The sequence below is a fragment of the Psychromarinibacter sediminicola genome (assembly GCF_029168335.1).
Lineage (GTDB): Bacteria > Pseudomonadota > Alphaproteobacteria > Rhodobacterales > Rhodobacteraceae > Psychromarinibacter > Psychromarinibacter sediminicola.
This window is the reverse complement of record NZ_JARGYC010000042.1, coordinates 19,037-42,618: the sequence shown is the minus strand read 5'-3', so window position 1 is coordinate 42,618 and position 23,582 is coordinate 19,037. Positions and strand designations below refer to the sequence as shown.

The following is a 23,582-nucleotide window of genomic DNA, read 5'->3' as shown; positions in this document are numbered from 1 at the left end:
TGGACCCGACGTTCGCATCTGCGAGCGACCCGCCTTCCAGCCCCGGCGACAGGAATAACGTCCTTCCAACCCGACTTCTTCAGCAGCCTGCTAATCCCAACTGTTCGCTGGCCCATGGCAGCCTCGGCACTGCGCTCGCCATTTCCGGACGGACCGACGAGGCGATTAGCCGGCAGGAGATCGCGATCCGGATGAACCCGCGCGATCCGAGCATATTCTTCCGGTTCTCCGGCCTTGCGCTGGCACATTACCAGGCCGGGCGCTACGCGGAAGCCGCGGATTGGGCGGGAAAGTCCGCCCGCCGAATGCCGCGCTGGTATTTCGCGCATTTCGTACTGGCCGCAAGCCTTGTCGCCTTGGATCGGGTGGAAGATGCCCGTCAGGCCGCTACGATCTGCCGCGAACATCTGCCCGATGTCAGCTTGGCCGATCTTCAACGCATGCCGCTTCGGAACGAGGAGAAAATGGCCTGTCTGCGCGTACGGTTGAAGACTGCCGGCTTCGGTATCGTATCTTGAGATACCTCAAATAAGATGTCACCCGGGGTCGTATCGCGGTTCGGCTGACGTCGGTCGTTCAATGAGATAGGCACCTATGTCGGCTCTGGGCCGATCGCGATGGGCGCGCCGAGGCTGCAAGGGCGATCACACCCAAGATCGACGCGGTCAGTTTAGGCTCTCAGCCGACTTGCGGCGGTGCAGAAGTTCACACAAGCCTCGGTAAATCTGAATGTCGGCTTCCGCTTCCGCGGGCTGGCACGCTCGACACCGCGGCGAAAGTCCGGAACCCGCCCTTCTTGCGCAGGACCTCGCGGATGCCGTGTAAACTGAGCACGTGCGGCGAACGGCAGAAAGGTCCGCACTGCGGACTTTGACCTGCTGGGCGATGCTGAACGCAGCCGGGAACGAACGCTTTGGGGGAACTGCGTCGCAGCGACGTCCACCTTGCCGAATGTCTGCAGTTGGTCCGGAGCCACGGTCGCCACCTCCGAGACAGCCAGCGCCCTCCGCGCTGAAAAATCCACAACTCTCTGCCCAACCTGATCCTTCTACGACGCGCAGCAAATGACCGGTTCCGTGCCTGAATTCCGTGCTATCCTTCACTTACCGATGTTCTTGCGGCGCCAAGTGCTCGGCCACGTTGTTCCAGAACCTGTTGGGATTAACCTCTTCCGTTCCCGAGATGTGGGGTGTTCGCACGCAAGGCTCCACGAAGACCACCGGCTATTCGTAGGGATGCGATGAATAGATGGTCTTGCGAAGCTGAATTTTTGTTCCTCGTCGCATCCCCGCGGCCCCTGTTCCAAGAGGGACGGCACATGCGAATGGCATGTAGGTTGGCAGCGGTCATAAGAGGTTCTCCCAGCCGACACGCCATACCACGACACCAACCCGACATTTGTAAAGCCAAGTTGCCACGGTCATCTAGCCCTGCGGCGACGGCTGCAACGAAATGCGTGATCGTCGGGGACGATGCCTAAAGTTGCGGCTGGCAATCGCGCTCGCTCCGTTCCCCCGGAGCGTGCAAGTCCAGACATCCGCGCCCTTTCGCGTAAATTATAGTATCGTAGAGTAGCCGACCCGTGACGAGCGGCCTTTAGAAGAGTTGACAACCCGAGGATGGACAAGCTCTCCGTTATGCACGCGTTCCGCCGCATCGTCGAGCGCGGCAGCTTCGCCCGGGCGGCGGAGGATCTTGGCGTGTCGCCCGCGCTTCTGAGTCGCGAGGTGAAGCTGCTCGAGGATAGCCTCGGGACTACTCTTATTACGCGCACCACGCGCGCCATGTCGCTGACCGACGCCGGGCGGCTCTACTACGACGAGGCGAGCGGCGTCCTGGATGCAGTGGCCGGGGTCGAGACGCGCATCCGCGACGGCGCCGGTGCGGTGCGCGGGCACCTGAAAGTCAACGCGTCCAGTTCTTTCGGACAGACGATGATTGCGCCAATTTTGCCCGGATTTCTCGACGCCTATCCCGACTTGCGGCTAACCTTGTCCATGGACGATCGCGTCGTGGACATGGTCGAGGGCGGATTTGATGTCTCGATCCGGATCCGGGCGACGATGCCCGACTCGGCACTCTTGGCGCGTAAGATAGGGACGATGCACCAGCGGGTCTTCGCTGCACCCTCCTACCTGGAACGCGCGGGTATGCCGTCGACGCCGGATGACATCGCACGGCACCGCGTGATCGGCTTCCTGCTTGCGGACCACCTCACATCCTGGGAGTTGCAAGGCCCTTCCGGCACGACCACGATCGACCTCGACCCGCCGGTTCGGGTCGGCAACAGCCTTGTCCTGCGCGATCTCCTGATCGCCGGCCAGGGCATCGGCACCTTGCCGGACTTCGTCTCGAAGGAACTCGAGGCTCGGGGCGAGCTTGTCCGGGTTCTGCCCGACTGGGAGCTTCCGGCCCCCGGGATCTTTGCCGTGACGGCGTCCCGGCTCGGCATGGACGCGAAGGTCATGGCATTCCTCGACCACTTGGGTGCTGCGCTGCGGTCCTGACATTCTTCAACCACCGTAAATAATGAAGTGACAGCCGGCCGGTTATTCCGGCCCGGCCGATCCCCGATGCTCTCAGGCAAGAAAACCCAAACCCTGAGAGGATCCCATGACCCGCGTTCTCGTTCTTTACTATTCCAGCTATGGCCATGTCCGCGCGCTCGCGCGGGCCGAGGTCGAAGGCGCGCGATCCGTGCCCGGCACCCATGTCGACCTGCGCCGTGCGCCCGAAACCGTCCCCGAGGAGATCCAGCGGACGGCCGGTTTTCAGCCCGACGACACGCCTGTCGCCAGCCCGTCCGATCTCGAGGCTTACGACGCCATCATCTTCGGCACCCCGACGCGCTTCGGCATGATGGCCGGACAAATGAAGTCCTTTCTCGATCAGGCCGGCGGGCTCTGGGCACGAAACGCGCTGGTGGGCAAGGTCGCGGCGGTCTTCGCATCCACCGGTTCGCAGCATGGCGGGCACGAGGCGACGCTGCTTTCGTCCCAGATTCCGCTGCAGCATTTCGGGATGCTTATCGCCGGCATGCCCTACACGTTTGCAGGTCAGACCACGGCCGAGGGCATCGTCGGCGGCGCCCCGTATGGCGCAGGCACCATCGCCGGGGCGGACGGCTCACGGATGCCCACCGAGACCGACCTTGCCGGTGCGCGGTTTCAGGGCGCGCATGTGGCGCGGATCGCAGCGCGGCTAGCCGGAGGCAAACTGGCAGAGGAAGCCGCGTGATGGCCGTCCTTACCATCGACTTCTTCCACGACGTCGTCTGCTGCTGGTGCTTCAACATCTCGTCGCGGATGCGCGTTCTGTCGACCGAGTTCAACCTCGGCATACGGCACCGCACCTTCGTCCTGCAGGACAGCCCCGCCGAAATGGCCGAGCGCTGGGGCACGCCGGAGGAGGCGCGCGAGATCATTCTCGGGCATTGGGCCGCCTGCCGGGAGGTCAGTGATCGGCCGGAACTCGTTGATATCGACGCCATGCGCCTGGCCCCGTTCGACTATCCCCACGGGATGACGGCCGCGCTTGGGTGTAAGGCGGCGGAGCGGCTCGGGGGGCAGGCCGCGCACTGGGATATGTTCGACCGCCTGCAGCGCGCGCATCTGGCCGAAGCCCGGAACATCGCAGATCCTGCAACAGTGCTGCACGTGGCTCGGTCCCTCGACTTTGAGGCAGCGGTCTTCGCAGAGGTGTTCAACGATCTTGAAACCATGCGAGCCGTCGAAACTGATCGGCAACACGCCCGCGCGCTTCAGGTCCGGTCCATCCCCGCCCTCATCGTCCGCGACACCGGCGCGCGGCTCGTCAACGGACCGCGCGAGGATCTGGCTGCGCAACAGCGCGCTGCCCTCCGCCTCGTCGTCTGAAAAGCGCCTTCCAATGACCATCCCGTTCCTCCACCGCAAAGCTCCGGGTCGCTGCCGTATTCTTCAAAGCGGGCCCTGTGATCTGTCGCCCCACCTGATGCGCGACATCGGCCTCGATCCGGGGCCGGACCGTCCACACTTGCCTTTGCGCTCGCTCTGGTGAGCCCCGTCAGGAGACGCACCCATGTCACGCACGACCGATATTCTTCTCACGGCCCTCGCCCCGGCGATCTGGGGCAGCACCTATCTGGTCACGACCGAGGCGCTGCCCGCAGGCTATCCCGTAACGCTTGCCGCGCTGCGCGCCCTTCCAGCCGGGATGCTGCTGCTCGCCCTTACGCGCTGTCTGCCGCCCCGCGCCTGGCTCGGCCGTGTTTTCCTTCTCGGCTGTTTCAACTTCGCGCTGTTCTGGGCGCTGTTGTTTGTGGCCGCATACAGGCTTCCTGGCGGGCTCGCCGCCACGCTGGGGTCGCTGCAGGCGATGATGGTGATCTTGATGGCGCGCGGGTGGCTCGGAACGCCGATCCGGGCGGGCGCGGTTGCGGCGGCCGCGGTCGGCGTCTTGGGCGTAGCCCTGCTGCTGATCGGCCCCGAAGCAGCGCTTGACCCCGTGGGTGTCGCCGCAGGGCTTGGCGGCGCGGCGTCCATGGCGGCGGGCACTGTCCTCAGTCGGAAATGGCAACCGCCCGTCTCGGCGCTAAGCTTCACCGCGTGGCAGCTGACTGCGGGCGGATTGATCCTGCTTCCATTCGTGCTGATCATGGAGCCGGCTCTGCCGCCACTGACGATGACCAACATCGCCGGCCTCCTGTGGCTCGGCCTCATAGGCGCGGCGGCGACCTATGCGCTCTGGTTCCGGGGCGTTGCCCGGATCGAGCCCGGAGCCGTCTCCATCCTCGGCATGATGAGTCCCGTGACGGCCGTGTTTCTTGGCTGGGTGCTGTTGGGTCAGACCCTGTCGCTCGTGCAGGGCATCGGAGCGGCAATCGTTCTCGGCGCCGTCTGGGCGGGACAGCGGGCAAACCGCCCGCCCGCCGGGGACGCTACGGCGCGCCCGGCAATGCGTGCGCGATCGCCATTCAAGACAGGAGTTTCCGGATGATAGTGCTGAAACTCACTAAAGACGTTGCGCGCGACGCGCGGCTCCCTGCGGCGGGAAAAATTCTCTCTTCAACGGTTTACAGGACTGAACATGCCCGTGTATGCCTCGGAGGCCCTATGTAAGTGCTTGAAATGTCATTATAAATTGACTTTCTCGAGTCTCCCGTGCGCGGACTGGGCATGGTTACGCTCATAATTGTCGAAAACACGGAGAAAAAGCAGTTTCGGCGGAAAAAAAAATGTGCGCATGGGAGGGGTGCGGGTCTGCGGCAAAACCGCGTTTCAGGGATTGACCCCACCCCTCCCCCTGTCTCTTAGGGGCGGTGCTCCGTGAACAGCCGCTTGCGAGGTTTCGTCCGGATCAGCGCTGCGCACTCCATGCGACGCTCACGGCGCGGCGCCTCCGGCTCCATCGCGCGGCCCGGTGCGCCCGCCTTAATGCCGGCCAGCGTGGCCCACAGTGTTTCAATCAGCTGCTTCGGCTCACCTTTCCCGATCGGCGGCACGCTCCTGCCGCTGTTTCTCGCGGTCGCGCCACTCCTTCGGCACGGACTGCAGGCTGTTCCGATCCCAGACCAGTGTGGGTTCGCCGCTGTGCGGGCGGATATTGTGAATGACCGAGCTATCAGGCGCCGGGGCCTTGTCTTTCTGCAGGATGCTGGTTTGCCGGCAGGTCCAGTTGTCGCGCTCCAGGAGTTCCAGGCGCAGCTGGCGCCAGGCTTTCGTGTTGCAGAGCCGGCGCAGGTTGTCGCCCTGGGCGCCGCACCTTGTCGCGCAGCCGTTCCGCCTGGGCACGATCCGTTGGACCAACCGCCCCGGGCAGCGCGCCCAGGCGATCGGGCAGCTTCGCCAGCCGGGATACGGGCGCGTCTCCCTTGGCCCTCGACCCCGGGCAGGACCAGGCCAGGCCTTCGCCGCCAGCGACCTGGCAGGCCCGGACATCGGGGACCAGCGACAGCGCCGACCAGGTGCCGGCCTCGATCGCATAGAGGACGAACACGTCGCCGTTGTCGCGCTCTGCCACGGCCACGCGGCGGGCGTTGCATTCGGCCCGCGCCAGCAGGGCGGCGCCGTCGACGGCGCACCATTGGTTTTCGCTTTCCAGGTGCGTCTCGGGCAGATCAGCCAAGGCGACGAACGGCCAGGCGAGACAGGCGGCCAGCAGGGCCGCGAACGTCAGCGTGCGCATTAGCGATCCTCCAGAAACACAAACGGCCGCGCGCCCTCTCGGGCTGCGGCCGTTTCCTCTTGGCGCATTTCTGCACTGTTGGCCTGTTGCTAGTCCGCGCCGTTATCAGCCGTCAAGCCTGGCGCGCAGGCGACGGTACTAACCGCCCAGCCGGACAGACACGCGGTCGAGCATATCCAGCACGTTCTGGCCCAGAGCGCGGGTGTATTTCGACTGCACCGACCAGCCGTGCGCGCGCAGGATATCCTGCAGATCGCGGCCGTGGACGCACACCGCCAACAGAAGCGGAAACGCATTGATTTCCTGGCGTTCGCCGATTCGGCGCTGCACCTCAAACACCACTCGTTCTGGGCCGCGCCTGATCCGCCCGGTGGCCGTGTCGACGGTCCAGCCGTTGGCCACCGCCTCGACCAGGTGCAGCCGTGCGGCGTGCTTGCTCCGGGTCGTCGCGCCGCCGTCCGACTGGCCGCCCTTGCTATCGGTGCCCTCCAGGCTCGCGCCCTTCACGGCGCCGATCCGCTCCACTGAATTGCCGACCAGCTCGGCCGCGATCCGGCGGTGATCGGTCTCCGGCAGGGCGGCCAGGACGCGCGGCAGCGCCCGGCGGGCGGTGCGATAGCCCAGCGGCGTAATGCGCTCCTGCCCATTGGACCGCCGTTCCGACAGCTCCGCCAGCTCCACCGGCGCCCGCGCGCCGTCCTGGTAATGCCGCTGCCGCCGCCGGCCCGCCGCCTGGATGATCGCCGCGTTGACGCGCTGGAGTTAGGTTGTCGCCGCCGCCCGGCTGTTTCCATTCTGGATCATGCGCAAACCCCTATATGTTGTGGCTCCACCTATGTATAGCCCTATCTCTCGCTTGTCCTGTTCCCATTTGGGAACAGGATGGGAATAGAATGGGAGTAGAGGGAAGCGCGCAAGATATTGAGAATAAAGCCAAAATACGCAGCGTGGGAGTAGCGGGAGTAGAAATCTCGCCTCACACGCGAGGCGCTATCGCGTCATCCCTGACCCCTTCACGCATATATGGAAAAGGTCGCAACTCTGTTCCCGCTACTCCCAAAATGGCGCAAGATCTTGAAAATATTGCAATTTCTAATCCCATCGCTGTTCCCAAACCCTGGGATTATGGGAGTAGACGGTGGGCATTGGCGCAGTTTGAGGGATCGGGGGGAGACGGGGGAGGAAAGGCTCAGCCGGGCCGGCACTGCACGTCCCGCGCGTGTGCGGCACCGCTGCCGCGTAGATTTGCGCGGACAGTGGACCGTTCAGGCCGGGCAGCGGTGCGGATCGAGGAGAACTTGTGGTCGGTTCAAATGCCACGACACGGTGTGCTCGCGAATGCTTGAAACAGAAATAATTAGTCGTACGTCACGCAATGTGGGCGACAATTCATTGATAAGGCGCCTATATCTCGGCAAACTCGACGCTGTCGACGACATTTTGCTGTCGCCCATGAACGCAGTTCCCGGGGAGGATCAGGTTGCCGCTAAAGCTCTTTCGCCGGAAACCGGGGGGACCGTGGTACATTCGCGGAACGATCCAAGGACGTCAGATCTACGAGAGCACGGGCTGCTTTAAGAAGGCCGAGGCGGAGGCGCTCAGGCTTCGGCGGGAAACCGAGATTCAGCATCGGCATGCCTATGGCAAGGCGGCAACGCTGACTTTCGCCGAGGCCGCACTAGCCTACATGGAGACGGGCGGGGAGCCACGCTTCCTCGAGCCGATCCTCCTTCATTTCGGCCCGGATACGCTCCTTGCAGACATCGACAACGCGGCCGTTAACGAGGCGGCCAAGGCAATTTATCCAACGGCGGCGGACAGCACGATCAACCGCCAGCTCATCACACCGATATCCGCGATTGTCAGCATGGCGGCTGCGGAGGGGCTCACCCCGTTTCGCAAGTTTCGTCGGCGCAAGGGTAGTCGCGTCCGGACACGTTGGCTGACCCCCGAAGAAGCCGAGGCCCTGATCGGGGCCGCCGGACCTCACCTTGTGCCGATCCTCGGTGTGCTGCTGGGCTCCGGCATGCGGGTCAGCGAGGCGCTCAATCTTGATGTTGCGCACTTCTACCCTGTCACGGCTGAAGCCTGGGTGGCGGATACGAAAAACACCCACCCGCGCATGGTGCGGATGCCACGGAGAGCGGTTGACCTGATCCTGACCTGTCCCTTGCCGGCGTCGGGACCGCTGCTACGGAAGCCCAATGGTCTGCCATATGCTGGGCGCCAATCCGAGGGCAGCCAGATCGTCAATGCGTTTTCTCGGGCCCGCGACAAGGCAGGTTTGGGCCGGGACGTCACGCCGCATGTCTGTCGCCATACGTGGGCGACCTGGTACAGCGCGGCGACCGGCGATTTCGGCACACTTCTCGATCTCGGGGGGTGGAGGAATGCCGACATGGCGCAGCGCTATCGCAAGATCGCGCCGCGCGATCTTGCTGACCGACTTCTGGAGCACGGATGGGATTTCCAGGGGACTGGCGGCGGCGAGGCGGAACGTAAGCCGGGACGCGTTCGCGCGGTGAAGTAGACTGCGCGAGAAAGCGGCCGGTCGTCACGCTTCGCGCACCATGCCCGGATGTCGCCAATATCGGTCGGGCGAGGGCCAGCGCAATCTGGCGCGGCAGGTTGTGCTCGCAAGTTCCGCTGTCAGCAAATGTCACCCGGCATGACGGCTGCGTGTGGACTGTCTCCCGCAACAGGCGACCGCGACAGGCCGTAAAACGATGATTGCTCGGGTGCCGCCCGCCACTCCGTGCAAAATCCGTGCACTGCGCTCCTAGCTCGAGGCTTAGTATTTGATTTTATAGGGAAAATCTTGTCTGCGGCGTTCCCTTACCAAGGGAGTGCTCTACCCCTGAGCTACGGCAGCCCCGTGTCGTGCGCGGCCTATTAGACGCAATCCGCCAATCGCGCAAGGGCAATCTGGACGCTCCAACCGGCCTCATGTAGACAGGATGCATGAGCAGAAAACAGGGGCAGTCATCCTCCGGCGCGGCCGGGAAAACGCGCGAAGACAGGCTGAAGGCCGCGCTGAAGGCGAATATCGCCCGGCGCAAGGCCCAGGCGAAGGCGCGGGGCGGGGACGGCAAGCCCGGAAAGTGAGGCAGGCATGGATTCCATTCTCGTTCGCGGCAACGGCGCGTTGGCCGGCGACATACCGATCGCGGGGGCGAAGAACGCCTGCCTGACGCTGATGCCGGCGACGCTCTTGAGCGACGAGCCGCTGACCCTGACCAATGCGCCGCGGCTGTCCGACATCCGCACGATGACAGAGCTTCTGTCCTCGCTGGGCGCCGAGGTGACGCAGTTGCAGGACGGCCACGTGCTGGCCCTGTCGAGCCACGCCATCGACAACCTGACGGCCGAGTACGACATCGTCCGCAAGATGCGCGCCTCGATCCTGGTGCTGGGGCCGATGGTGGCGCGCTACGGGCAGGCGCGGGTGTCGCTGCCCGGCGGCTGTGCCATCGGCGCGCGGCCGGTGGACCTGCACCTGCGCGGGCTGGAGGCGCTGGGCGCCGAGCTGGAGCTGAAAGAAGGCTATGTCGAGGCGAAGGCGCCGGGCGGGCTGAAAGGCGCGGTCGTGGAGTTTCCCTTCGTCTCGGTGGGGGCGACGGAAAACGTGCTGATGGCGGCGGTGCTGGCCAAAGGCACAAGCGTGCTGAAGAACGCCGCGCGCGAGCCGGAGATCGTGGATCTGGCGCGGTGCCTGAAGAAGATGGGCGCGCAGATCGAGGGCGAGGGCAGCCACGAGATCACCGTGCAGGGGGTCCAGGCGCTGCACGGGGCGACGCATCCGGTGGTGCCGGACCGGATCGAGCTGGGCACCTACATGCTGGCGCCCGCCATCGCCGGCGGCTCGGTGGAGTGCCTGGGCGGGCGGATGGAGCTGGTCTCGGCCTTCGCCGAGAGGCTGGACGCGGCCGGCGTGCAGGTGGAGCAGACCGAGCGCGGACTGAAGGTGACCCATTCCAACGGCCGGGTGAAGGCGGTGGACGTGGAGACCGCGCCGTTCCCGGGCTTTCCGACCGACCTGCAGGCGCAGATGATGGCGCTGATGTGTACCGCCGAGGGGACCAGCGTGCTGGACGAGCGGATCTTTGAGAACCGGTTCATGCACGCGCCGGAACTGACCCGGATGGGCGCGCGGATCGAGGTGTCGGGCGGGACCGCCACGGTGACCGGGGTCGAGAAGCTGAAGGGCGCGCCGGTGATGGCGACGGATCTGCGCGCCTCGGTGTCGCTGATCCTCGCCGGGCTCGCGGCGCAGGGGGAGACGCTGGTCAGCCGCGTCTATCACCTGGACCGCGGCTACGAGGATGTGGAGCGCAAGCTGTCGGCCGTCGGCGCGCTGATCGAGAGGGTTCACGGCGCATGACCGACGACGCCCGGTTCGAGGATGCGCATGAGCGGCCGCTGCGGCTGAAGGCGCTGGAGCCGGACGACCTGCCGGTGATCTCGGCGCTGGTGCAGGACGCGGTGTTTCCGGTGACCGAGATGTCCTGGCTGCCCGCAAAGCGGCGCTTCGCGGTGCTCCTGAACCGGTTCCGGTGGGAGGATCTGCCGGCCGAGGAGCGGCGCGGGACCTACGAGCGGGTGCAGTCGCTTTTGGTGGTCGAGGACGTTCTGAAGGTGTCGAGCCAGGGCGTGGACCGGCGCGACACGGACCTGATCCTGTCGCTTCTGTCGCTGGCCTTCACGCCGGGCGAGGACGGGGCCGGGCGGCTGGAGCTGGTGCTGGCCGGAGACGGCGGGATCGCGCTGGAGGTAGAGGCGCTGGAGGTCTCGCTGACCGACGTGACCCGGCCCTATGTGGCGCCGTCCGGGAAGGCGCCGCGGCATCCAGACTAGGGTGTCCAAGGTTGGACGGGGGGTCAAGTCCCTGATCTTGTTATAGATAGCGCTAACTGGTCCGTGGACGTCCAGGCGGCATGACGCCGGATCGGGCGTGCGCGATGGCCGCGCGCCCCCCCGTCCCGCGCCGCCGCACGGCCGGGGTGCACGACACCGCGGGTCGGGCCGCCGTCAGGTCGCGGCGACCCCCGGTGCGCCGGCGTCGCCTTTACCGTCTTCGTCGCTGAAGGTCAGATAGCTCTCCAGCTCGGCGCGGACGTCGGGGGCCAGCGCCTCGGAATGCAGGACGCGGGCGTAGAACAGGGTGAAGTAGATCACCTTGACCGCCGTGACCACGCGCTTGAACGCCGAGGAAAACAGCTTGCCGAGGAAAATGCAGACGAAGAGCGGAAGCCAGTTGAAGACGCTGTCGGCCGAGACCGGCAGGTAGTCGAAGGCCTCGGGCGGCAGGACCTCGCCCAGCCGGCCGGCCTCGAAGGCGGCGGGCATGGCGCCGCTGGCCCAGACGCCCACGACCAGGCCGAGCAGCACGAGCAGCGTGTAGAGCGGGGCGACGATGGTGGCGACGACGCGGCCGATCACGTCGATCCCGAAGACGCCGACCAGGGTTTCGGGGACGTTCTCGCGCGTGGCGCGCAGCTTGCCCATGCCGTCGCGGAAGCCGACGCCGTCCACCGCGATAGCGGGCAGGAGGAAATGGTTCACCAGATCCCAGCCCTCGGTCATCGCGCCGAGGACGAGGTTGGTCAGCAGCCCGTTGTTCTCGCTGTCGCGGCGCCGCCAGGCGATCCAGGCCGCGGCCATGTCCAGCAGGGCCAGGATGCGGATCTGCCCGCCGAGCGTGCCGGCATGGCCGGCGGCCTCATCGTAGCTGCGGTCGCGGCCGGCGGCGGTCTCGAAGACCAGCCAGCTGAGCGCCAGTTCCTGCCGGTTGAAATAGAAGAAGTGGTAGATGCCCACGACGAGCCAGGCCAGCAGGAGCAGCGTGCCGGTCGTATCGGCCTCGGCCACGTAGGCGGCGATCATCGCGAAGAACAGCGTCACCAGGATCAGCGAGAACAGGATCATCCGGATCACCGGCGTGACGATGTCGCGATCCCGGCCGACGATGGTGGCCGTGTTCTTGAGAAGGTAGCCCAGTTGCGAGAAGCGCTCGCTCAGGCCCGGTTTGCGAAATCGTGTCATGGCAATCCCTTTGGTCGTATCGGACATGTTGGCTCCGGCGCCCGGACCCTCGCGGAAAAGTCCTGACGTATCAAGGCCGTGTCGTGCGGGGCACGATGCCCGGCCGGTTGACGCCCGCGGCCCGGTCTGGTCAGGCTTCGCGCAGGACCATCGGCCGCGGACCCCGTGCGCGGTTGCCATCGAGGGTGGCGGCGCGGGCCATACGGCGGCGGATGCAACGCGCGAAGAGGAGATCCCATGGCCGCGGCGCAGACTGCGATGAGCCGAATCGGCGGGTGGCTCGCCGTCCTGTCGATCGGGGCGGGGATACTCTACGTCCTCTACGTGCTCTACTGGTCGGGCGACGAGGTCGCGGCGTTCGAACTGGAGCCGCGCGGCCGTACCGATGAGCTGGCGGTCCGGCTGGACCCCGCGATGACACCGGTCCGGGCGATCCTGTCGCTCGATTATTCCGGCCGCCGGGGCGGACGCATCGCCAGCTATGACGTGGCGATCGGCGGCGATGCCGAGGCGGGCATCAAGGACATCTTCACCGAAAGCGGGATCGCCAACGATACGAGCGACGACACGAGCCGGTCCAGCCGGGTGCGGACGCAGAACATCAACCTGGGCAGCTTCGAGGTGCCGCTGGAGGCGGGCTATCTGCTGCGCGCCGAGATTGCGCCCTCCGGGCGGGTGGATGTGGAGGCCGCGCGGATGACGCTTGCCGCGAACAGCGCCGTCTGGGACGCCCGCATCATCGCCGGGCTGGTCGGGGCGATGGTGCTGGGCTTCGGGCTCGGGGTCGCTGGCCGGAGGTCGGACGGGTAGGGCAGGGCGGCAGCTCTGCCGTCAAGCCTGCCGCGGGGCATTCGGAGTTCGTGTCGGCGGCCGTGGGCTGCCCCCGGCCGCGGCCGGGACGTGCCGCTTGTGGTGCGGCGGCACGGTCGCTAAGGCTTTGGGCCGAAGGAGTTGCCGATGCCCGTTTTCCTGTCCACGACCGAGGCCGATTTCGAGGCGCGTTTCGCCGCGCTGTTGTCGATGAAGCGCGAGGAGAGCGCGGATGTCGACGACACCGTGCGCGCGATCATCGACGACGTGCGGGCGCGGGGCGACGCGGCCGTCATCGAGCTGACGGCGAAGTTCGACCGGCTGGAGCTGACGCCGGAGACGCTGGCGTTTTCCGACGACGAGATCGAGGCGGAATGCGCCAGGGTGCCTCCCGAGGAGCGGCAGGCACTGGAGATCGCGGCGGACCGGATCCGCAGCTATCATGCGCATCAGTTTCCCGAGGACGAGCAGTGGTCCGACGCCGCCGGCGCGACGCTGGGCTGGCGCTGGACGCCGGTGGCGGCGGCGGGGCTGTACGTGCCGGGCGGGCTGGCCTCCTACCCCTCGTCGATGCTGATGAACGCGGTGCCGGCGCAGGTGGCGGGCGTGCCGCGGCTGGCGATGTGTGCGCCGACGCCCGACGGCCAGGTGAACCCGCTGGTCCTGCTGGCGGCGAAGCTGTCGGGGGTGGGCGAGGTCTATCGCATCGGCGGCGCGCAGGCGATTGCCGCCATGGCCTACGGCACCGAGAGCATCCCAGGCGTCGACAAGATCACCGGGCCGGGCAACGCCTTTGTCGCGGCGGCGAAGCGGCGGGTGTTCGGCCGGGTGGGCATCGACATGATCGCGGGGCCTTCGGAGATCCTGGTGATCGCGGACAAGCACAACGAGCCGGACTGGGTGGCGCTGGATCTGTTGAGCCAGGCCGAGCATGACGAGAGCGCGCAGTCGATCCTGATCACCGACGACGCCGCGTTCGGGCAGGCGGTGGCCGACGCCGTGGAGGCGCGGCTGCCGACGCTGGCGCGGCGCGCGATCGCGGGGGCGAGCTGGCGCGACTTCGGGGCGGTGATCGTGGTGCGCGACCTGGCCGAGGCGGCGGCGCTGTCGGACCGGGTGGCGCCGGAGCACCTGGAGATCTGCACCGAGGATCCCGAGGCGCTGTTGCCGGAGATCACGCACGCGGGCGCGATCTTTCTGGGGCAATGGACGCCGGAGGCGATCGGCGACTATGTCGGCGGGCCGAACCACGTGCTGCCGACGGCGCGGTCGGCGCGGTTCTCGTCGGGGCTGTCGGTTCTGGACTTCGTCAAGCGGACCACGGTGGCGCAGATGACGCCGCAGGCGCTGCGCGCCATCGGGCCGGCGGCCGAGACGCTGGCACAGTCGGAGTCGCTTCAGGCGCACGGGCTGTCGGTGCGGGCGCGGCTCGACCGGCTGAACGAGGGGGTCTGAGGATGAGCGACGCCACCATGGACCTGCGCTCGGTCACCATCGACGACAGCGGGCTGCCGCCGCCGACGCCGGAGATCGAGCAGGAGCGGAAGGTGGCGATCTTCGATCTGCTGGAGGACAACTCGTTCCGGCTGCCGGGGCGCGCGGGGCGCGACGTGCCGGCGCCGCCCTACGACCTGGAGCTGTGCATCCGCGACCGGCGGCTGGTGTTCGATCTGTCGGGCGATGACGGGCAGGTGGCCGAGTTCCACCTGTCGCTGGGGCCGTTCCGGCAGGCGGTGAAGGATTACTACCAGATCTGCGACAGCTATTTCGACGCGGTGAAGAAGCTGCCGCCGAGCCAGATCGAGGCGATCGACATGGCCCGGCGCGGTATCCACAACGAGGGCGCGCGCATCCTGCAGGAGCGGCTGGCGGGCAAGGCGGAGGTGGACATCGACACGGCAAGGCGGCTGTTCACCCTGATCTGCGTGCTGCACTGGGGGGGCTGAGCCGGTGCCGCGCGCGCTTCCGCACTCGGTGTTGTTCTGCTGCGACCACAACGCCGTGCGGTCGCCGATGGCCGAGGGGCTGATGAAGAAGCTCTACGGCACGGATGTCTACGTGCAGTCGGCCGGGGTACGCAACGACCTGGAGATCGACGGCTTCGCCATCGCGGTCTGCGACGAGGTGGGGGTGGAGCTGTCGCGCCACCGGTCGCGGAGCTTCGAGGAGATGAAGCAGTGGGGCGACGACCTGTCGAGCTTCGACCTGGTGGTCGCGCTGTCGCCGGCGAGCCAGCGGCAGGCGCTGGAGATGACGCGGCACTATCACATGGACGTGGAATACTGGCCGATCCTCGACCCCACGGGGCTGGGCCACATGCGCGACGAGAAGCTGGACGCCTATCGCCAGACCCGCGACCAGATCGCGGGCCGGATTCGCATGCGGTTCGGGCCGCCGACGGCGGAGGAGGCGGGGTGACGTTCGTCGGGCCCGCGGCGCCCCGGTGGGGCGGCGGGCCCTTCTCACGGCATCCCGACAGCTGGAACGTTCTCCGCGCGCGGGGTGCCGGCAAGGGGGAGCGAAAGCCATCGAGGGATATTGGCGCGGGGTGCGGCGAAGGCCGGCAAGGAGCCTATACTGACCACTCCCGGCAGAGCCATGTTCGCGCGTGCAGCCAGACGCGCTCCGATGCGAGCGGGTCCGTACCGGCCCATGGCCATGCCGTAGACCGCTCCGGTGCAGCTTCACCTGAAGGAGCGTAACCGCAATCCGGGTGCCGAGGGCAGTGTGCAGCAAAAAGAACTTTGCTACACACTACCGGCTGTGTGTATCAATCTAATATTTGATGCACACAAACGAAAGGCAGGGGTCAGATGGGTCCGGTATCGCACTCCCGCGCAGCCCAAGTCGCTTATCAGGATTTGCTGCGCATGCATCTCGACGAGGCGGCGTCGGAGATCGTGGGCAGCATCGAGGCGCGTCAGCGCAACGGGCGGACCTATCTCTACGACCGGTTCCGGATCGGGACCGAGATGAAGAGCCGCTACCTCGGCGAAGATAGCCCCGACTTGCGCGATCGCCTGGCGCGCGCGGCCGATCTGAAGGCAGAGGCGCAGGAGCGAAAGAAGCGCATGTCGCGCCTGGCGCGCGTCCTGAGGTCCGAAGGGATGATCGGAACGGACCGGGAGACAGGCTCGTTGCTTCTGGCCTTCGCGCGCGCCGGCGTCTTTCGGCTGGGCGGCACGTTGATCGGGACCGGAGCCTACGCGCTCTATCAGGGGGAGCTTGGCGTACGCTTTGACTCTGACGAACTTGCCCAGACGGGGGACATCGATTTCGCGAGCTTCGAGCGGCTCTCGGTGGCTCTGGGCGACCGCGTCGAGGAAGAGCCGGGGGATATTCTTCGGTCGATGAAATTCGAGGCTGTCCCCGGGGTTTTCGACCGGCGGATCTGGAAGTGGTGTCAAAGCGGTGGCGAGGCCATGGTCGAGTTCCTGACGCCGGCTTTCGGCGACGAAGGCATCAAGCCGCTTCCGGCGCTGGGAGTAAGCGCACAGGCGCTGAACTACCTCAATTTCCTGATTGCGGAGCCGATTCACGCGCTGGCGCTCTACCGCTCCGGCGTCCTCGTGCAAATCCCGCGCCCCGAGCGCTTCGCGATCCACAAGCTGATCGTGGCCGACAGGCGGCAGAGCGGCCCGGACGAGGCGAAGGCGCGGAAAGATCGGGCACAAGCCGAGTTCCTCATCCGCATCCTCGCGGAAGATCGGCCCGACGATCTTGCCGAGGCATACGAGCACGCGCTGTTGCAGGGCCCCCGATGGCGCGAACGGATCGCCTCAAGCCTCGGGCGCATGTCGGCGACAAAGGATCTCCTGCACGGGCTCGCGTGAGCTGGTGCGGATGGTCGTGCTCCGCGGATCGACAGATCTGTTCGGCGCGGCGAGAGACTTCGTCGGGGATCGTCCCGACGCGCTGTCTGGCGAACATGATCTCAAGTGAGATGTCGGTGAAATTCGACAGTCCGGAACGTCATCGTGCATGCAGTGAAAGACAGCTACCCGCCGTCCTGAAGACGGCCCGTTTGATCCCGAGCGCCGGTGTTCAACGCGCGGGCATGATCGGCGTCGATGAGGCCGGGGGTCGGGTCGCGTGCCGGCCCCCCGCCCGCGGCGGTCTTGACCCCGGCCCGGGCGGGAGGCTAGCAGCGGCGGCGTTGTCTACCGATGGAGCCCCGCGATGCCGCTGGATCTGCGACCCCTGACCGGAGAGGCGGTGGAGGCCGCGCTGGACGATCTGGCGCGGCTGCGGATCGCGGTGTTTCGCGACTGGCCGTACCTGTATGACGGCGATCTCGGGTACGAGCGGGACTACATGGCAAGCTATCGCGACAATCCGCGGGCGATCCTGGTGGGCGCGTTCGACGGCGACCGGCTGGTGGGGGCGGCGACGGGCACGCCGATGGAGGACCATGCCGAGGATTTCGCCGCGCCCTTCGCGGGGCGGGACCTGGCGGAGATGTTCTATTGCGCCGAGAGCGTGCTGTTGCCCGAGTACCGGGGGCAGGGCGCGGGGCATGGCTTCTTCGACGCGCGGGAGGCGCATGCGCGGGCGCTGGGGCGGACATGGTCGGCCTTCTGCGCGGTGGTGCGGCCGCAGGATCATCCCTTGCGGCCGGCCGAATACCGGCCGCTCGATGCGTTCTGGCGCAAGCGCGGCTATGCGCCGGTCGAGGGCGCCGTCGCGTATTTCCGCTGGAAGGACGTGGACCGCGACACGGAGACCGAGAAACCGCTGCAGTTCTGGATGAAACGCCTATGAAGATCGCCGCCGCCGCCTATCCCGTCGACTGGCACGACAGCTGGGCGTCCTACGCGGACAAGCTGTCGGCCTGGGTGGAGCAGGCGGCGGCGCAGGGGGCCGACCTGCTGGTCTTTCCCGAATACGGGGCGATGGAGCTCGCGTCGCTCGCGGGCGCGGAGGCGGCGGCGGATCTGGCGCGCTCGGCCCGGGCGGTGGCGGAGCGGATGCCGGAGGCCGACGCGCTGAACGCCCGGCTGGCGACGGCGCACGGGGTGCATGTGCTGGGCGCCAGCGGGCCGGTGGCGGATCGCGGCCGCTTCGTGAACCGCGCGCGGCTGTTCGCGCCGGACGGGACCAGCGGGTTCCAGGACAAGCAGATCATGACCCGCTTCGAGCGCGAGGAATGGGGCATCGCGGGGGCCGCGCCGTTGAAGGTCTTCGACACGGCGCTGGGTCGGCTCGGGGTGCTGATCTGCTATGACAGCGAGTTTCCGCTGCTGGGCCGGGCGCTGGCCGAGGCCGGCGCGGAGATATTGCTGGTGCCGTCGAACACCGAGGCGGCGTCGGGCTATCACCGGGTGCGGATCGGCGCGATGGCGCGGGCGCTGGAGAATCAGTGCGTCACGGTGCTGTCGCCCACCGTCGGCGCCGCGCCGTGGTGCGAGGCGGTCGACATCAACACCGGCGCCGCCGGCATCTACGGCCCGCCCGACCATGGATTTCCCGAGACCGGCGTGCTGGCGCAGGGCGCACCAGACGTGGCCGGCTGGGTCACCGCCCGCGTCGACCTGGCCGCGGTGGCGCGGGTGCGCGCGGAGGGGCGGGTTTTCAACCATGCCGACTGGCCGCAGCAGGATCTGCCCGCAAAAGGCGTGGAAATCTGTCACATGCGTGCGTGAGACCTTGAAAAGAACGGCGTTTGGGGCCATTTAAGCGGCGCCCGCAATGACGCGGGCACGCTGACACGGAGTGACCATGGCCAAGGAAGAACTGCTCGAATTCCCCGGCGTCGTGAAGGAACTCCTGCCGAATGCGACGTTCAGGGTCGAGCTGGAAAACGGCCATGAAATCATCGCGCACACGGCGGGAAAGATGCGCAAGAACCGGATCCGGGTGCTTGCGGGCGACAAGGTGCAGGTCGAGATGACGCCCTACGACCTGACGAAGGGTCGTATCAACTATCGCTTCAAGTAGTCCTTGCCTTTCGCGGCGAGGTTTCGAACCGCTGGCGCGGTCCGACCGGCCGGGGGGCTGCGCCCCCCGGGTTTTGCGTATTTGGAACGAGAAGAAGCTGCGGGTGTGGTGCTGTCGGGGGGGACGGGACGCCTCTGGCGGGAGTATTTCTGCCAAGATGGAGCGGCGTTCGGTGTTCCGGGCGGTGCGGCATGCGGCTGATCCTGGGCTCGGGGAGTCCGCGGCGGCTGGAGCTGCTGGGCCAGCTGGGCCTTTCGCCGGACGCGGTGTGCCCGCCCGAGGTGGATGAGACGCCGATGAAGGGCGAGCTGCCGCGGGACTATTGCACGCGCATCACGCGGGCCAAGGCCGAGGCGCTGGCGGGCGGGGCGGATGACGTCATTCTCTGTGCCGATACCACCGTGGCCATGGGCCGGCGGATTCTGGGCAAGCCCGCCGATGCCGGCGAGGCGGCGGCGTTCCTGTACGCCCTGTCGGGCCGGCGCCACCGGGTGATCACGGCGGTGGCGGTGAAGCGCGGCGATCGGCTGTGGAAGCGCGACGTGGTCACGCAGGTGAAGATGAAGCGGCTGTCGGACGGGGAGGTGAACGGCTATCTCGCCACCGGCGACTGGCAGGGCAAGGCCGGCGCCTATGCGATCCAGGGGCCGGCCGGGGCGTTCGTGCCGTGGATCCAGGGGTCGTTTTCCGCCGTCATGGGGCTGCCCGTGCATGAGACGGCGCAGCTTCTGCAGGCGGCCGGCTGGCCGGTCTGGCCGCGATGAAGGGGAGTGTCGTGGCCCTGGGCGCATGGCGCGGGCGGGCGGCGGTCGCGCGGCTGGTCGACGGGCGGCTGGAGGATCTGCTGGTCGATCCGGGCGGGGACGCGCCGCTGCCGGGCGCGATCTTTCGCGCCGTGGCCGACCGGCCGATGAAGGGGCAGGGCGGCGTCACCGTGAAGCTGCCCGGGGGCGCGCGCGGATTTCTGCGCCAGACGCGCGGGCTGCGGCCGGGGCAGGCGCTGCTGGTGCAGGTGTCGACCCATGCCGAGCCCGGCAAGGCCGTGCCGGTCTCCACCCGCCTGATCTTCAAGAGCCGCTTTGCCATCGTGACCCCGGGCGCGCCGGGGGTGAACGTGTCGCGGCGCGTGCGGGACGCGGCGCTGCGCGACCGGCTGGCCGGGGCGGTGGCCGGGCTGGTGCCGGAGGGGGCCGGGCTGATCCTGCGCTCGGCCGCGGCGGAGGCGGGCGAGGACGCGGTGATCGCCGACGCTGCCGCGATGTGCGAGCTGGCGCGCGACGTGACGGCCGAGGCGGCGGGCGGGCCGGAGTTGCTCCTGGACGGGCCGGACGCGCATCTGCTGGCCTGGCGCGACTGGCCGGAGCCTGAGTTGGTGGCCGAGGGGGCCGGGGCCTTTGCCGAGCACGAGGTGGAGGAACGGATCGAGGCGATGCTGCGCCCGCGCGTCGACCTGTCGGGCGGGGCCTATGCCTTCGTGGAGCCGACGCGGGCGCTGGTGGCGGTGGACGTGAACACCGGGGGCGACACCTCGCCGGCGGCGGGGCTGAAGGCGAACCTGGCGCTGGTGCGCGACCTGCCGCGGCAATTGCGCTGTCGCGGGCTGGGCGGGCAGGTCACGGTGGATTTCGCGCCGTTTGCGAAGCGCGAGCGGCGGCAGCTGGAGACGGCGCTGGGTGCGGCGTTCCGCGCCGATCCGATCGAGACGGCGCTGGCCGGCTGGACGCCGCTGGGGCATTTCGAGCTGCAGCGCAAGCGGGAGCGGGCGCCGCTGGCGGAGGGATAGCGTCGGGGCCGCGGAAAAATGCGGCGCACCGTCTGGACAGCGCGCGCTGCCGGTTATAGAGAGTGCCGACCCGAGCGGATACCGCTCACCCGTGCCCGGGTAGCTCAGGGGTAGAGCAGTGGATTGAAAATCCTCGTGTCGGTGGTTCGATTCCGCCCCCGGGCACCAATTCTCCCCTTATCCAACAATCAGTTGATGAAATTGGGCCAAAAATCATCCGTTTTCCACTCCCGCTGGACATTCAGGGAACCAAAAACCCTTGTCATGAGGGACTAAAAACAAAAAGCTAATATTAGCCAGATAATTAGCTAAATGTTGTATATCCGAATTTTTTGTGGTAATCCTCCTCTCGGTTACCACAGATTACCACGCGGATTACCACACAGGTTACCACGCCGCGTTACCACGAGAGGAGCGGGCCCGAATGGCACCCAAGCGAACAGAAACCGATTCCCGCGAGTTCCATTCCGTAGAAGCCGAGCGCGCCTGGAACCACTTGGAGAGCGCTGCCGCCGAGGTTGGCGGCCTCGGCCTCCGGCAACTCGTCGTCGATGTCCAAGCGGTCATGGACGCGCTGAACGACGAGTGCGGCGTCCCGCCGGAGGACTCCTGATGTCGCTCACCGAGGCTCAAATCTCGAAGGTCCAGCCGACCGGAAAGACCCAGAAGCTCTACGACGGCAGCGGCCTCTACCTGGAAGTTCGGCCTTCGGGAATGCTGATCTGGCGCATTGCCTGCCGCGTGAACCGGAAGCCCAAGACCGTCACGCTCGGCGACTACCCCAAGCTCAAGCTGCGCGCTGCGCGGATCGAGGCGATGAAGGTGCTGGACAGCATCAACTCCGGGCTGGACCCGTCCGCGCCGCCGGGGGAGCCCGACCCGCTCGACGACTTCCTGGATTTCTCTGGCGAGGAGGTCGACCCGCGCGATACGTGGCGCGGGCTCTGCGAGGACTGGTTCGAGAAGCGGCTCCGCGAGGGGATCGCCGACCTGACGCAGAAGAAGACGCTGATCCTCCTGGCGAAGACCTACCCCGGCATCGGCAACAAGCGCGCCCGCGACCTCGGGCTGCGAGACTTCGTGCCGATCCTCCAGGCCGAGGCCGACGCCGGGCGGCTGGAGACAGCGAAGCGGCTGCGGTCGGTTTGCTCGGCCGTGCTACGGTACGGCGTCCAGACCGACCGGGCTGACCGCGACTTCATGCACGAAGCGCGCGATGTGACGCCGGCACCCCAAGTCCGCAACCGGCCCGGGCTCACCGACCCCCGGCAAGTCGGGTCGCTCATGCAAGCGCTCCGCGACTATTCCGGCTCGCCCCAGACCCGCGCGGCGCTCCTGATCCAGGCGTATTGCTTCCAGCGCCCGGGTGAGACCAGGACGATGGAGTGGGCCGATCTCGACCTCGATGCCGCGCTCTGGACAATTCCAGCCGAGAAGATGAAGCGGAAGCGCCCGCACATCGTGCCGCTGGCCCGGCAGGTCGTCGAGGTGATTGACTGGATTCGGCCGGTGACGATGCGGTCGAAATGGGTCCTGCCGATGGGTCGGGATTGGGGCCGTCCGCTCTCCGAGGCGACGATGAACCAAGCCTTAGTGCGGCTCGGCTTCGAGAAGAGCGAGCACGTTCCGCACGGCTTCCGCACGACGGCCTCAACGATGCTCTACGAGCACGAGTGGAATGGCGACTGGATCGAGCTTCAACTATCTCACGTCGAGGATAACAAGGTTAAAGGCGCCTACAACAAGGCGCTTCACCTGAAAGGCCGCACCGAAATGATGCAATGGTACGCCGATCATCTGGATCAACTGGCGGAAGAGTAAGGCGGCGACTGGAGATACAGTTCGAGTACGGGAGGCACGGGGCGCGACTGCCGGTGCGAGCGCAGTCTCCAAGAAAAAGTCACTTCAATATCAAAGCCTTGAGGCTTCGATCCGCGGACCTAAAGGCGCGTGGCTAAAAAATCTATTTGACAGTCGCATGTTTGAAGCCGCAGCATATTCAATATGCCGAAGCACTATTCAAATAGAATAAAAGACGAGGAAGCGGGGGTTCGGCCGCTTTCGACCGTTTTGCGGACTCTGGAACTCATCGACTTCTTCGCGGCGCAGACGCGGCCGCAGAAGCTATCGGAAGTCAGCCAGGCGACGGGCCTGTCGCCGGCAACCGCCTATCAGCGGCTCTTCACCCTGATCTCCGCTGGATGGCTGGAACAGGACGATGTTGGCCGCTACCGGCTCAGCATGCTGGCCACTCGGCTGGCGGCGGCGGCACTGGAGCAGGCCGATATCGGTATGCGATCGGAGCCCGCGCTGGCCCGTCTCGTCTCGCGAGTGGGAGAGACGGCTTCCCTCTCGGTGATCGACCGCGGCTTGCCGTGCATCGTGGCCCGCGTGGAATCCGACAGCCTGCTGCGCGCCGATCAGAAGCTCGGCACGCTGATGCGGCTGAACGACTCGGCGTCGGGACGTGTGCTTGCGGCATTCGCGGATGCCGCCACATTGCATCGCCTGCGCGAGGGTGATCACCCGCTCCCGTCCGATGACGTCCTGGAAGAGGCCCGGGAAAAGGGCTTCGCCGTGTCCACCGGCTACACGAACAGCGGTGTTCTGGCCGTGGCGGCGCCGGTCTATGACCTGCACGGGCGCTGCCGGGCGGCGGTCTCGCTGGTCGTGCCGGAAATGCGCTTCAACCTGGATCGTTTCGTCGACCCGCTTCTCGAGGCGGCGTCCGAAATCACCGGTATTCTCAACGGTAGCGAGACCGAATGACGACAAGCATTCACACCCGCGACGCTATGGGCCGGCCCGGCCTCCGCGACTGGCGCGAAGTCATGAAGCCGAAACG

25 protein-coding genes and 2 tRNA genes are annotated in these 23,582 nt (G+C 66.8%); 23 read left to right on the top strand and 4 right to left on the bottom strand.

Annotation, left to right across the window (positions count from 1 at the left end):
• The 5 genes from P1J78_RS15475 to P1J78_RS15455 all read left to right on the top strand — a co-directional run.
• Nucleotides 1-518: tetratricopeptide repeat protein (locus tag P1J78_RS15475; protein WP_374213307.1), on the top strand; the 518-nt coding region annotated here is incomplete at its 5' end.
• Between the two features lie 1,101 nt (nucleotides 519-1,619).
• Nucleotides 1,620-2,507 carry a LysR family transcriptional regulator gene (locus tag P1J78_RS15470; RefSeq protein ID WP_275568277.1) on the top strand — a complete coding sequence of 296 codons (888 nt, stop codon included), beginning with the start codon at nucleotides 1,620-1,622 and terminating at the stop codon, nucleotides 2,505-2,507.
• 106 nt (nucleotides 2,508-2,613) lie between these two features.
• Nucleotides 2,614-3,237: an NAD(P)H:quinone oxidoreductase gene (wrbA, locus tag P1J78_RS15465; RefSeq protein WP_275568276.1), complete on the top strand. Its 624-nt coding sequence runs from the start codon at nucleotides 2,614-2,616 to the stop codon at nucleotides 3,235-3,237.
• Nucleotides 3,237-3,875 carry a DsbA family oxidoreductase gene (locus P1J78_RS15460; protein ID WP_275568275.1) on the top strand — a complete coding sequence of 213 codons (639 nt, stop codon included), beginning with the start codon at nucleotides 3,237-3,239 and terminating at the stop codon, nucleotides 3,873-3,875. The genes wrbA and P1J78_RS15460 overlap by 1 nt, the downstream gene beginning before the upstream one ends.
• 184 nt (nucleotides 3,876-4,059) lie before the next feature.
• Entirely contained in the window at nucleotides 4,060-4,977 is a 918-nt protein-coding gene (locus P1J78_RS15455) for an EamA family transporter (protein ID WP_275568274.1), read from the top strand.
• A gap of 624 nt (nucleotides 4,978-5,601) precedes the next feature.
• Here the strand turns inward: P1J78_RS15455 and P1J78_RS15450 are convergent.
• The gene (locus tag P1J78_RS15450; protein WP_275568273.1) at nucleotides 5,602-6,165 is read right to left on the bottom strand and encodes a hypothetical protein; all 564 of its coding nucleotides are present in this window, start codon (nucleotides 6,163-6,165) and stop codon (nucleotides 5,602-5,604) included.
• 138 nt (nucleotides 6,166-6,303) lie between these two features.
• The gene (locus P1J78_RS15445; RefSeq protein ID WP_275568272.1) at nucleotides 6,304-6,846 is read right to left on the bottom strand and encodes a hypothetical protein; all 543 of its coding nucleotides are present in this window, start codon (nucleotides 6,844-6,846) and stop codon (nucleotides 6,304-6,306) included.
• A gap of 799 nt (nucleotides 6,847-7,645) precedes the next feature.
• Here P1J78_RS15445 and P1J78_RS15440 point away from each other — a divergent pair.
• Nucleotides 7,646-8,695 carry a tyrosine-type recombinase/integrase gene (locus P1J78_RS15440; RefSeq protein WP_275568271.1) on the top strand — a complete coding sequence of 350 codons (1,050 nt, stop codon included), beginning with the start codon at nucleotides 7,646-7,648 and terminating at the stop codon, nucleotides 8,693-8,695.
• A 173-nt stretch (nucleotides 8,696-8,868) separates the two neighbouring features.
• Here the strand turns inward: P1J78_RS15440 and P1J78_RS15435 are convergent.
• Nucleotides 8,869-9,038, bottom strand: a tRNA-Thr gene (locus P1J78_RS15435).
• 88 nt (nucleotides 9,039-9,126) lie between these two features.
• On the opposite strand from P1J78_RS15435, the gene P1J78_RS15430 reads away from it, so the two are divergent.
• Genes P1J78_RS15430 through P1J78_RS15420 form a run of 3 tightly spaced genes read left to right on the top strand, consistent with a single transcriptional unit; the run spans nucleotide 9,127 to nucleotide 11,019 of the window.
• On the top strand, nucleotides 9,127-9,270 hold the full coding sequence (locus tag P1J78_RS15430; RefSeq protein WP_275568270.1) for a hypothetical protein: 144 nt from the start codon (nucleotides 9,127-9,129) through the stop codon (nucleotides 9,268-9,270).
• 7 nt (nucleotides 9,271-9,277) lie between these two features.
• The gene (gene murA, locus P1J78_RS15425; protein ID WP_275568269.1) at nucleotides 9,278-10,546 is read left to right on the top strand and encodes a UDP-N-acetylglucosamine 1-carboxyvinyltransferase; all 1,269 of its coding nucleotides are present in this window, start codon (nucleotides 9,278-9,280) and stop codon (nucleotides 10,544-10,546) included.
• Nucleotides 10,543-11,019, top strand: coding sequence for a DUF2948 family protein (locus P1J78_RS15420; protein ID WP_275568268.1), 477 nt, complete (start codon nucleotides 10,543-10,545; stop codon nucleotides 11,017-11,019). The genes murA and P1J78_RS15420 overlap by 4 nt, the downstream gene beginning before the upstream one ends.
• Before the next feature lie 174 nt (nucleotides 11,020-11,193).
• Here P1J78_RS15420 and P1J78_RS15415 read toward each other — a convergent pair whose 3' ends face one another.
• Nucleotides 11,194-12,207: a hypothetical protein gene (locus tag P1J78_RS15415; protein ID WP_275568267.1), complete on the bottom strand. Its 1,014-nt coding sequence runs from the start codon at nucleotides 12,205-12,207 to the stop codon at nucleotides 11,194-11,196.
• A 237-nt stretch (nucleotides 12,208-12,444) separates the two neighbouring features.
• On the opposite strand from P1J78_RS15415, the gene P1J78_RS15410 reads away from it, so the two are divergent.
• The 14 genes from P1J78_RS15410 (at nucleotide 12,445) to P1J78_RS15345 (ending at nucleotide 23,506) form a co-directional block, all read left to right on the top strand.
• Nucleotides 12,445-13,017, top strand: a complete 573-nt coding sequence (locus P1J78_RS15410) for a hypothetical protein (RefSeq protein ID WP_275568266.1) — start codon at nucleotides 12,445-12,447, stop codon at nucleotides 13,015-13,017.
• A 147-nt stretch (nucleotides 13,018-13,164) separates the two neighbouring features.
• Nucleotides 13,165-14,472, top strand: a complete 1,308-nt coding sequence (gene hisD, locus P1J78_RS15405) for a histidinol dehydrogenase (RefSeq protein WP_275568265.1) — start codon at nucleotides 13,165-13,167, stop codon at nucleotides 14,470-14,472.
• 2 nt (nucleotides 14,473-14,474) lie between these two features.
• A complete protein-coding gene (locus P1J78_RS15400; protein WP_275568264.1) occupies nucleotides 14,475-14,963 on the top strand; it encodes a UPF0262 family protein in 489 nt (162 codons plus the stop codon).
• 4 nt (nucleotides 14,964-14,967) lie between these two features.
• Complete coding sequence (locus tag P1J78_RS15395; protein ID WP_275568263.1) at nucleotides 14,968-15,435, top strand: arsenate-mycothiol transferase ArsC; 468 nt, start codon at nucleotides 14,968-14,970, stop codon at nucleotides 15,433-15,435.
• Nucleotides 15,436-15,830: 395 nt separating this feature from the next.
• Nucleotides 15,831-16,850: a nucleotidyltransferase family protein gene (locus P1J78_RS15390; RefSeq protein WP_275568262.1), complete on the top strand. Its 1,020-nt coding sequence runs from the start codon at nucleotides 15,831-15,833 to the stop codon at nucleotides 16,848-16,850.
• A 346-nt stretch (nucleotides 16,851-17,196) separates the two neighbouring features.
• Nucleotides 17,197-17,778, top strand: a complete 582-nt coding sequence (locus tag P1J78_RS15385) for a GNAT family N-acetyltransferase (protein ID WP_275568261.1) — start codon at nucleotides 17,197-17,199, stop codon at nucleotides 17,776-17,778.
• A complete protein-coding gene (locus tag P1J78_RS15380; RefSeq protein WP_275568260.1) occupies nucleotides 17,775-18,659 on the top strand; it encodes a carbon-nitrogen hydrolase family protein in 885 nt (294 codons plus the stop codon). Before P1J78_RS15385 ends, P1J78_RS15380 begins: the two co-directional genes overlap by 4 nt.
• Before the next feature lie 76 nt (nucleotides 18,660-18,735).
• Complete coding sequence (gene infA / locus P1J78_RS15375) at nucleotides 18,736-18,954, top strand: translation initiation factor IF-1 (protein WP_007205486.1); 219 nt, start codon at nucleotides 18,736-18,738, stop codon at nucleotides 18,952-18,954.
• Between the two features lie 191 nt (nucleotides 18,955-19,145).
• Complete coding sequence (locus P1J78_RS15370) at nucleotides 19,146-19,718, top strand: Maf family protein (protein WP_275568259.1); 573 nt, start codon at nucleotides 19,146-19,148, stop codon at nucleotides 19,716-19,718.
• The gene (locus tag P1J78_RS15365) at nucleotides 19,715-20,737 is read left to right on the top strand and encodes a ribonuclease E/G (protein WP_275568258.1); all 1,023 of its coding nucleotides are present in this window, start codon (nucleotides 19,715-19,717) and stop codon (nucleotides 20,735-20,737) included. The genes P1J78_RS15370 and P1J78_RS15365 overlap by 4 nt, the downstream gene beginning before the upstream one ends.
• A 93-nt stretch (nucleotides 20,738-20,830) precedes the next feature.
• Nucleotides 20,831-20,905: transfer RNA gene (locus tag P1J78_RS15360), tRNA-Phe, on the top strand.
• 256 nt (nucleotides 20,906-21,161) lie between these two features.
• Nucleotides 21,162-21,350, top strand: coding sequence for a hypothetical protein (locus P1J78_RS15355; RefSeq protein ID WP_275568257.1), 189 nt, complete (start codon nucleotides 21,162-21,164; stop codon nucleotides 21,348-21,350).
• Nucleotides 21,350-22,558: a tyrosine-type recombinase/integrase gene (locus P1J78_RS15350; RefSeq protein ID WP_275568256.1), complete on the top strand. Its 1,209-nt coding sequence runs from the start codon at nucleotides 21,350-21,352 to the stop codon at nucleotides 22,556-22,558. Before P1J78_RS15355 ends, P1J78_RS15350 begins: the two co-directional genes overlap by 1 nt.
• A 183-nt stretch (nucleotides 22,559-22,741) precedes the next feature.
• Nucleotides 22,742-23,506 carry an IclR family transcriptional regulator gene (locus P1J78_RS15345; RefSeq protein ID WP_275568255.1) on the top strand — a complete coding sequence of 255 codons (765 nt, stop codon included), beginning with the start codon at nucleotides 22,742-22,744 and terminating at the stop codon, nucleotides 23,504-23,506.
• The last annotated feature ends 76 nt before the right edge of the window (nucleotides 23,507-23,582 follow it).

Bases quoted from the DNA above. Each gene is read 5' to 3' on its own strand.
- P1J78_RS15460 (WP_275568275.1), top strand. From the start codon at position 3,237: ATGGCCGTCCTTACCATCGACTTCTTCCACGACGTCGTCTGCTGCTGG.
- P1J78_RS15365 (WP_275568258.1), top strand. From the start codon at position 19,715: ATGAAGGGGAGTGTCGTGGCCCTGGGCGCATGGCGCGGGCGGGCGGCG.
- P1J78_RS15385 (WP_275568261.1), top strand. From the start codon at position 17,197: ATGCCGCTGGATCTGCGACCCCTGACCGGAGAGGCGGTGGAGGCCGCG.
- P1J78_RS15345 (WP_275568255.1), top strand. From the start codon at position 22,742: ATGCCGAAGCACTATTCAAATAGAATAAAAGACGAGGAAGCGGGGGTT.
- P1J78_RS15370 (WP_275568259.1), top strand. From the start codon at position 19,146: ATGCGGCTGATCCTGGGCTCGGGGAGTCCGCGGCGGCTGGAGCTGCTG.
- P1J78_RS15390 (WP_275568262.1), top strand. From the start codon at position 15,831: ATGGGTCCGGTATCGCACTCCCGCGCAGCCCAAGTCGCTTATCAGGAT.
- P1J78_RS15410 (WP_275568266.1), top strand. From the start codon at position 12,445: ATGGCCGCGGCGCAGACTGCGATGAGCCGAATCGGCGGGTGGCTCGCC.
- P1J78_RS15350 (WP_275568256.1), top strand. From the start codon at position 21,350: ATGTCGCTCACCGAGGCTCAAATCTCGAAGGTCCAGCCGACCGGAAAG.
- P1J78_RS15470 (WP_275568277.1), top strand. From the start codon at position 1,620: ATGGACAAGCTCTCCGTTATGCACGCGTTCCGCCGCATCGTCGAGCGC.
- hisD (WP_275568265.1), top strand. From the start codon at position 13,165: ATGCCCGTTTTCCTGTCCACGACCGAGGCCGATTTCGAGGCGCGTTTC.
- P1J78_RS15355 (WP_275568257.1), top strand. From the start codon at position 21,162: ATGGCACCCAAGCGAACAGAAACCGATTCCCGCGAGTTCCATTCCGTA.
- P1J78_RS15380 (WP_275568260.1), top strand. From the start codon at position 17,775: ATGAAGATCGCCGCCGCCGCCTATCCCGTCGACTGGCACGACAGCTGG.
- P1J78_RS15400 (WP_275568264.1), top strand. From the start codon at position 14,475: ATGAGCGACGCCACCATGGACCTGCGCTCGGTCACCATCGACGACAGC.
- wrbA (WP_275568276.1), top strand. From the start codon at position 2,614: ATGACCCGCGTTCTCGTTCTTTACTATTCCAGCTATGGCCATGTCCGC.
- P1J78_RS15455 (WP_275568274.1), top strand. From the start codon at position 4,060: ATGTCACGCACGACCGATATTCTTCTCACGGCCCTCGCCCCGGCGATC.
- P1J78_RS15430 (WP_275568270.1), top strand. From the start codon at position 9,127: ATGAGCAGAAAACAGGGGCAGTCATCCTCCGGCGCGGCCGGGAAAACG.
- murA (WP_275568269.1), top strand. From the start codon at position 9,278: ATGGATTCCATTCTCGTTCGCGGCAACGGCGCGTTGGCCGGCGACATA.
- P1J78_RS15415 (WP_275568267.1), bottom strand. From the start codon at position 12,207: ATGACACGATTTCGCAAACCGGGCCTGAGCGAGCGCTTCTCGCAACTG.
- infA (WP_007205486.1), top strand. From the start codon at position 18,736: ATGGCCAAGGAAGAACTGCTCGAATTCCCCGGCGTCGTGAAGGAACTC.
- P1J78_RS15420 (WP_275568268.1), top strand. From the start codon at position 10,543: ATGACCGACGACGCCCGGTTCGAGGATGCGCATGAGCGGCCGCTGCGG.
- P1J78_RS15450 (WP_275568273.1), bottom strand. From the start codon at position 6,165: ATGCGCACGCTGACGTTCGCGGCCCTGCTGGCCGCCTGTCTCGCCTGG.